Genomic DNA, 6,542 nt, shown 5'->3' on the forward strand with positions numbered 1-6,542 from the left:
CTCCACACGGCGGATGCGTAGCTCAGCGGGAGAGCACCTCGTTCACACCGAGGGGGTCACAGGTTCAATCCCTGTCGCATCCACCATTCACTTTTTTCAGTTTTTTCAGACAATTAAGGCGCGCATCTCAGCGGGCGCCATGAGCCAAATCAGCTCCACCCCCCATTTTACCCCCCAGAATGACGCTCGGCCGCCCCGCTTTGGGGGATAGCGATTGACTCTCAGCCCTCGCGGCGAGAGAACATTTTAGGAACATCGGAGACATCGTCATGACGACCCACCGCGTTCAGGAGCGCGCGACGACGCTCGCCCGCAGACACAAGGACAGACCATGACGCGCCGCCATTCGCGTTCCAACGGCCTGCTCGATCCCGTGCCGGTTCTGGAGAAGCTTCGGCCCGGTCGCGAAGGGATAGTTGCTGAGCTGCGCAATGTCCGCCCAAACACGCCACACTACCACGCCCTGCTCATGTGCCTGTCGGCGATCGACCTGGCGGCGGAGTTCTTCACCGGCCACAGCTACTACTATCTCAACCCGAACCCCGATCAGATCGGGCGGAACGAGCGGAGCGATGGCTGACTTCGGCGACGGCCCAGGGCGCGAGGCGGCGGTGTGCGGCATTGTCTGGTCGCCAGTCGATGGGGCCGCCTGATGGCGGATATGGACCCGCGCACCGGTAAGCTGAATTCTCTGACCATCCGTTGCGCCTGTGGCTACGCCGTCACCTGGACGCGCACGGCCATCGCCGCCAAGGCCGGTCCGTGGAAGCGGCCCTTTGAGCTCCGGACGGGCTTGAAGTGTTCGGTATGCGGGGCGAAGGGACCACCCAAGGTGAGTATCGATGCTGGCCGGTAGGGGGATCAGCTTGGATCGTGTAGGCGCCGATCTATTTGCGCCCTAGCATAGCCAACGAGGAGACAGAAATGGCCGAAACTGAGTCCTGGCTTTGGCGAACCGTGAACAACGATACGGGGGAAGCGCGCCGCTTCTACGGCGACGGGGCGGCCTTGGTTGCGACCGGCACGCCGGCGCCAAGGGGCTTCTGGCAAGCCCACCCGCTTGTGCAATCGGTGCGGGAGGTTGAGACCGGCGCGGGCGAGGTGAGCGTGCGCATATTCCTCGCGGTGCTGGACGCGCCAGACGCGCATGACACAGCCAAGCCCGACCGTTCTGCCGATCTGCGCTTCTGCGGAGAATGGAAGACCGACGCCGGCTTTTGGGCCGCCCATCCCTGGGTCGAGCATCTGGAGGCGCGCCAACTCGTCGGCGACGAGCCCGAAGGCGATTGCTGGACCGTGGCGCTTTGGTTGAAGGCAATCTGATAGGCGATGTGCAACAACTACGCGATGCGCCGGGGCCAGGCCGAGATCCTGAAGATGCTCAAGGCGATCGACCGCGTCGGCAATCTGCCGGATCAACCAGGTCTGTTTCCCGACATGGCCGCGCCGATTGTCCGCCATGCCGCCGGCGGCGAGCGTGAGCTGGTCATGTCGCGCTGGGGGTTGCCGTCTCAGTTTTGGGCGATCGAGAAAGCTGCGACCGCCCGCGCGGACAAGCTTCGGGCCAAAGGTCATGTCATCGACGATGAAACGTGGGAGCGAATGCTGAAGGAGGAGCCGGACGCCGGAACCACCAACCTTCGGCAAATGAAGTACTGGACCAAGTGGCTTGGCCCCGAGCACCGTTGCCTCGTCCCGATGACCTCATTTGCGGAGCCGAACCAGGGAGGCGGGAAGCCGGGTGAGAACGTCTGGTTCGCGCTCGGCGAGGATCGTCCTCTGGCCTTTTTCGCAGGCGTTGAGGTCCGTGATTGGACGAGCGTTCGCAAGATCAAGACGGGGCTCGAAACGCTGGACCTGTTCGCCTTCCTGACCACCGATGCCAACGCGACCGTCGCGCCGGTTCATCCCAAGGCCATGCCGGTGATCCTCACGACAGTCGAGGAGCGCGACGTCTGGATGCGTGCGTCCTGGGACGAGGCCAAGGCCCTGCAACGCCCCCTGCCCGATGACGCCTTGATGATTGTCAGCCGCGGCGTCGGCCAGAAGCAGGATCCGCCGAAGGCTCCAGAGGCCACGCTGTTATGAGCCAACGCCTTACGCCAGCGGCTTTCGACGCGCCCGCAGACGACGCCTGGATCGAGCCCAACGACGACCTGGTCGACTTTCTTAGAGATGACCCCGAGGTCGATTGGACCAACAAGTGGGTGCGGCGCGGTGCTCGCGACGAAATGGCGGGGGTGCCTCAAGAAGCCAACCCGTACGCGCGACCAGGTATGCGAAACAGCACGCTGAAGGACTTCTGCGGCTGGCGCGACGGCTGGATGGCGAGCGGGCACTACCACGGCTATTTCAATCGCACGGCCTTCAAGGCGTGGCGCGCGCAGATGAACCGCTTTCTCACGACGCAGGCCCTGACGCATTGGGGCCATTTCGAGGAGGTCGGCGAGCCGACGCCTGCGAACGTCGAGCCAGTGTTCCCGAGGGACGAGATCTATCCTAGGCAGCGCAACGCCAGCGGCGGCTAGATCTAGGCCAGCACGACGCCTCCGGGCGGTGGATCGAACCGCTTCCGCGCATCGTTCAGCAGATGCAGCGCCTGGCGCCGGATTTCACGCTCATCCTCGCATCCGGTCTCAATGCCGGCAGCGATTGAACAGGCTGCGTCATCTAGGGCGGACGGGTCAAGCCACGCGCCCAGCTCAATGATGACCAGTTCCAGGGCAGCGAGGCGCTTTTCAAGCTCGTCCATGCGCCAACGGTAGGCCGGAGGAGTACCAATGCCTAGGCACCAGAACTGATGCGATGAAGCCGATCACGCAGGCGATTTGAAAGTCGACTGATGCGACACGACGGAGAGACCTAGGCGAAGCGATGGACACGGAAATCGCTGCTCGGGCCGATAGTCTTAGGTTGAGCGACGCCAACCGACCCAACCCATGCTTGACCTTTCGACACCTCGACTGCCAAAGAGTTGAAGCCGCGAACTCAATCAATCGGAGCGATAAACTTGACCGTAACGCCGACGCTAACGCTCGATAATAAAACGATAAGAGAAGGAGCTAGCGCTACAGGAACTATCACATTGAGCGAGCCATCGTCTCTGGCAACCTCAATTCAACTGACGATATCGACAAACGGACCCACCAGTACGTTTAGCGCCTCAGTTTTTGCGACACTGGTCGCGGGCCAAACATCTTATACATTCAAGCTGCCCGCCTATGATGACTCGGTGTTTGGAAACGGCATTTTTAGTGTATCAGGCATAGTGACGATTGAAGGGAAAGTATTCTTTCTTACAAAAATCGACGGCGTTATCACCGACAATGACTCGACGAGCTTCGTGATCGCTCCGAACGACTATCTCAGCACATACAAAGTCGTCACCCAAATTTCCGAAACCGACTGGCGGGATGACCTCAAGTTAATTGATTTCCAATTGAAGTCCTATTCGTCTCGCGAGCTTATCCAAAAAATGGCCGATTTCGGCAACTCGACGACAAGCGTAGCCCTCACTACATATCAGTTCTTCACGGGCTCGATACCAAGTTCCGGCGGCATCAAGTATCTGGTGAACTCCCCCGATAACGCCAATGATCTAAACGATGCCTCGGGCATGTATGCTTCGTTCGGCCTAGAGAACCGCTATATCAACTTTGCAGCTAATCTTGGGCTGCAAGGTGACGGCAAGGCAGCGTTTGCCGCAAACTATGGATCCCTCACCTTCGCTCAGGCGGTGGACAAGGCCTATGATACGATCATCGGCAAGTCTTATGCGACAGCAGCAGGCTTCAACGTGTCAGCGGCAATCGCCGACATCACCGCTCGTGAGTGGTACTTCAAGCAAATGGCAGCCGAGCGAATGCCCAACTTCGACCAGGGGCTCGCCGCGAAGGCGGGGCTAGTCGGCTACATCATGGCCGAAGCGATTAAGGCCGACGTCGGCGTTTATGCGCGATCAGTTGAAAACTTCTATTTGGACGCTGCGGACGGTACCGCGAGATACGGCGTCGACATGGTGGCTGTGTACGGCCCGGGCACTTTCGTCGATCTGATCTAATCGCTGCTTGGCAGCGAGGCCTAGACGCGGCCTTGCGAAGTTTAGACCTGCGGCGCGTGGCGAATTGAGCCAAGCCGCCGCAGGTATCCTCCGTACTTCAACGGAAACACAGATCCGAACTTGTGCTGAGCTTGGGCGTCGTAACGAACCGATGCGATTGGCGCCGACGCTTACATGCTGGAACATCACTAGAAGCTAACCGCGCGGTTCGAGGTCGCGATAGGGCGCGCCCTGCCCGCCGTCTTCGGCGCGGTTGAGGACCTTGTCTTCGCGGGTCGAGGCGATGAGCACCTGGACACCGCGATAGCGGATCCCATCGCCGGTGCTGACGCAGGTCGTCGGAAACACACTCGACGGCGTCTTGCACCAGGTGGCCGAATTGAAGGTGATGGCGCCTGGCAGGAAGCCCTCCTCCCCGGTCGCGGCGGCCTCGGCGGCCATAGCGTCAAGGATGCTGTCGATCTCTTCGCGGGTCATGGGCGCGATCTAGGGCGATTCCATCGCTTGCTGCGGAGCGTACAGCGTTAGGTACTGCCTCAACCAGGCCCGCGCATCAGACGCCATAGCCTGAGATTTCCTAAGGCCCAGGCGGCAGCAGCGCGGCTCTAGCGAGCCCATAACGATCTCAGGGAAATAATAAATAAATATCGCATCGACGTATCATATAAAACGGCGCATCATCATGTCGAAGCGCATTGATGAAAACATATCTCTGCGACCTATCATCACGAAGTTTCTTATCGCTCTGAATTGCCTCGACTCATCCTGGCGTGTCGATACGCCGTCGAGCCTCCTGAAAGCGCGCCCAAATGCTAGCCCGACCTCAACGCAACTCCCAGCTCATCGCGCAAACCCACAAGCTCCACTCGCTTGCAGACCGACTTCAGCCCGACCGCAACGCCGCACGCTTCCTGGTACATGAGGCGATGATGGCGGCGCTGGGCCTGCCAGACGATGAGCGCGGACCAAGGGAACGAGCACGCGACGTGCGCCGCTGGTTGATCACCCGTCTTCGGAGCAATCAGAAGGCGGCCCCGCCTGCCGCCTCCGCAGGGCGTTGAAAAGGAAAACGCGCCATGTCCGATCCTGAGAATGGATCAAGACCCCCCAACCTTCGGCTCGTTGCCAGCTCCGATCACGATCCAGGCGAGCACAGCCTTGCAAGCGACGTGCTGAGGGCCTTGAGGCAGCTGGAGCGGCGTAGACGCACTGGCCAGCTTGAGCCTGTGAATATCAGTGACGTTCAGCAGCTCGCTGCGCTCGGATTGGCTCAACACGGTCGAAGCGGTTGGCGGCCAACGACCGCAGGGCTGATCTATCTGGAACAATGTAAGGGCGAAAAGTTGGATTGATGCAACGCGCTCGTCGCGTCTAACCCCTGCGCTTGTCGGTTCGCATCCAGCTCTCCTCGGCGTCGATCGGAAGAGAAGAGGAATACTCCATGAAGAAGCCCACCATCCAACGGATCCTCATCACGGTTCGCCGTGCGGCGGGCCTGTGGTCGGTTGAGGAGGAAGGCGTGTTCTATGACTTCTCGCCCGACAAGGATATCGTCAAGGCCTCGGCAGCGAAGCGCGCTCAGGCATATTTTGGACAGGGTCGCGCCTGCCAGATCAGGATCTCTGGCGAGCACGGATTTCTCATTGAGCCGATCGCCTAGCCCCTAAGCTACGGAAGACGCTGTAATGTCTGATAATTTTGAAGATATGCTGGAATGCGTGTTGCAGGGCCTCGCGCATCCGCCTGCAATAGGCACAGAGGCGGATGGGGAGTTCCTCCGGGCCCTAGCTGCGCTGCTCGCAGCGCCGGCTCCCGGCGAGGAAGATATGGTCGCCGAAGCCGGCGTCATTGATGATGACCTCCGGAAGCGGCTTCTGGCTGTGGCGAAGCATCGCGATTTCCCCAATCTTTTCGGGGACCATCCGGACGGCATTGGTCGCACCCTTGGGATGGATCTGAACTACAAGCCGCAAGGTCCAAAGAGCTGAAGTGAGGACGTTTGCCTGAGGTCGCTAGCTCAAGCATAGAGATCGCCTTGCAGAACCAGGTGAAGCCTGGACCCGAAAGCAACGAAGGCCCGCCACGCCGAAGCGCAGCGGGCCAGCTCCAAAACGTTCACTAATTCACGCACGTGTAACCTCAGCTGACAGCCCTGCATGCGCTCTCCTCGCAAAACAGGAGACCGATACACGAAGGCGCAGCTATTACTTTACGCGCTCATAGAAGCGGACAACCCCATCACCACCAGCTCCACCATTCCCGCCAGCGTCGCATGTGCCATCGCCCCCGCCGGCGCCACCTCCTCCGCCGCCCGCTAGCATCGCACCCAAGCCATGGGTCTGCGCAAAACTGCAGGGTCTCCTGAAATTCCCTCCAGCGGCGCCATTTCCAAAAGCGGAGCCGGCCTGACGTGACCCCCTGAAACTCCTCCAGGAATAATTAGAGTCCGCCCCCAGGAAAGGGACGGACGAATGAAGCGATC

The 6,542-nt window shown here is 60.2% G+C and carries 10 protein-coding genes and 1 tRNA gene; 9 read left to right on the top strand and 2 right to left on the bottom strand.

The annotated features are described in order from the left end of the window. The first annotated feature begins 11 nt into the window (after positions 1-11). The 5 genes from ACT53N_RS17835 to ACT53N_RS17855 all read left to right on the top strand — a co-directional run bounded on the left by ACT53N_RS17835 (position 12) and on the right by ACT53N_RS17855 (position 2,528). Positions 12-86 (top strand) — tRNA-Val (locus ACT53N_RS17835). Between the two features lie 245 nt (positions 87-331). After that, a complete protein-coding gene (locus tag ACT53N_RS17840) occupies positions 332-580 on the top strand; it encodes a hypothetical protein (RefSeq protein WP_476065127.1) in 249 nt (82 codons plus the stop codon). A gap of 344 nt (positions 581-924) precedes the next feature. Further along, positions 925-1,323, top strand: a complete 399-nt coding sequence (locus ACT53N_RS17845; protein WP_476065128.1) for a hypothetical protein — start codon at positions 925-927, stop codon at positions 1,321-1,323. Between the two features lie 6 nt (positions 1,324-1,329). Then, a complete protein-coding gene (locus tag ACT53N_RS17850; RefSeq protein ID WP_476065129.1) occupies positions 1,330-2,088 on the top strand; it encodes an SOS response-associated peptidase in 759 nt (252 codons plus the stop codon). After that, a complete protein-coding gene (locus ACT53N_RS17855; protein WP_476065130.1) occupies positions 2,085-2,528 on the top strand; it encodes a hypothetical protein in 444 nt (147 codons plus the stop codon). The genes ACT53N_RS17850 and ACT53N_RS17855 overlap by 4 nt, the downstream gene beginning before the upstream one ends. Before the next feature lie 2 nt (positions 2,529-2,530). On the opposite strand, the gene ACT53N_RS17860 is transcribed toward ACT53N_RS17855, so the two are convergent. Continuing rightward, the gene (locus ACT53N_RS17860) at positions 2,531-2,752 is read right to left on the bottom strand and encodes a hypothetical protein (RefSeq protein WP_476065131.1); all 222 of its coding nucleotides are present in this window, start codon (positions 2,750-2,752) and stop codon (positions 2,531-2,533) included. Between the two features lie 258 nt (positions 2,753-3,010). Between ACT53N_RS17860 and ACT53N_RS17865 the strand changes: the two genes are divergently transcribed. Further along, the gene (locus tag ACT53N_RS17865; protein ID WP_476065132.1) at positions 3,011-4,060 is read left to right on the top strand and encodes a hypothetical protein; all 1,050 of its coding nucleotides are present in this window, start codon (positions 3,011-3,013) and stop codon (positions 4,058-4,060) included. Between the two features lie 195 nt (positions 4,061-4,255). On the opposite strand, the gene ACT53N_RS17870 is transcribed toward ACT53N_RS17865, so the two are convergent. Then, on the bottom strand, positions 4,256-4,537 hold the full coding sequence (locus ACT53N_RS17870) for a hypothetical protein (protein ID WP_476065133.1): 282 nt from the start codon (positions 4,535-4,537) through the stop codon (positions 4,256-4,258). A 599-nt stretch (positions 4,538-5,136) separates the two neighbouring features. Here ACT53N_RS17870 and ACT53N_RS17875 point away from each other — a divergent pair. The 3 genes from ACT53N_RS17875 (at position 5,137) to ACT53N_RS17885 (ending at position 6,048) form a co-directional block, all read left to right on the top strand. Beyond that, positions 5,137-5,412, top strand: a complete 276-nt coding sequence (locus ACT53N_RS17875; protein ID WP_476065134.1) for a hypothetical protein — start codon at positions 5,137-5,139, stop codon at positions 5,410-5,412. Between the two features lie 89 nt (positions 5,413-5,501). Next, positions 5,502-5,720 (top strand): hypothetical protein, encoded by a 219-nt coding sequence (locus ACT53N_RS17880; protein ID WP_476065135.1) that lies wholly within the window; start codon positions 5,502-5,504, stop codon positions 5,718-5,720. A gap of 25 nt (positions 5,721-5,745) precedes the next feature. Beyond that, positions 5,746-6,048, top strand: a complete 303-nt coding sequence (locus tag ACT53N_RS17885) for a hypothetical protein (RefSeq protein WP_476065136.1) — start codon at positions 5,746-5,748, stop codon at positions 6,046-6,048. Positions 6,049-6,542 lie beyond the last annotated feature (494 nt).

It is taken from the genome of Caulobacter sp. DMC95 (genome assembly GCF_056313785.1).

Excerpts from the sequence above, each read along its gene's own strand:
- ACT53N_RS17870 (WP_476065133.1), bottom strand. The coding sequence starts at position 4,537 with ATGACCCGCGAAGAGATCGACAGCATCCTTGACGCTATGGCCGCCGAG.
- ACT53N_RS17880 (WP_476065135.1), top strand. The coding sequence starts at position 5,502 with ATGAAGAAGCCCACCATCCAACGGATCCTCATCACGGTTCGCCGTGCG.
- ACT53N_RS17840 (WP_476065127.1), top strand. The coding sequence starts at position 332 with ATGACGCGCCGCCATTCGCGTTCCAACGGCCTGCTCGATCCCGTGCCG.
- ACT53N_RS17855 (WP_476065130.1), top strand. The coding sequence starts at position 2,085 with ATGAGCCAACGCCTTACGCCAGCGGCTTTCGACGCGCCCGCAGACGAC.
- ACT53N_RS17850 (WP_476065129.1), top strand. The coding sequence starts at position 1,330 with ATGTGCAACAACTACGCGATGCGCCGGGGCCAGGCCGAGATCCTGAAG.
- ACT53N_RS17845 (WP_476065128.1), top strand. The coding sequence starts at position 925 with ATGGCCGAAACTGAGTCCTGGCTTTGGCGAACCGTGAACAACGATACG.
- ACT53N_RS17885 (WP_476065136.1), top strand. The coding sequence starts at position 5,746 with ATGTCTGATAATTTTGAAGATATGCTGGAATGCGTGTTGCAGGGCCTC.
- ACT53N_RS17875 (WP_476065134.1), top strand. The coding sequence starts at position 5,137 with ATGTCCGATCCTGAGAATGGATCAAGACCCCCCAACCTTCGGCTCGTT.
- ACT53N_RS17860 (WP_476065131.1), bottom strand. The coding sequence starts at position 2,752 with ATGGACGAGCTTGAAAAGCGCCTCGCTGCCCTGGAACTGGTCATCATT.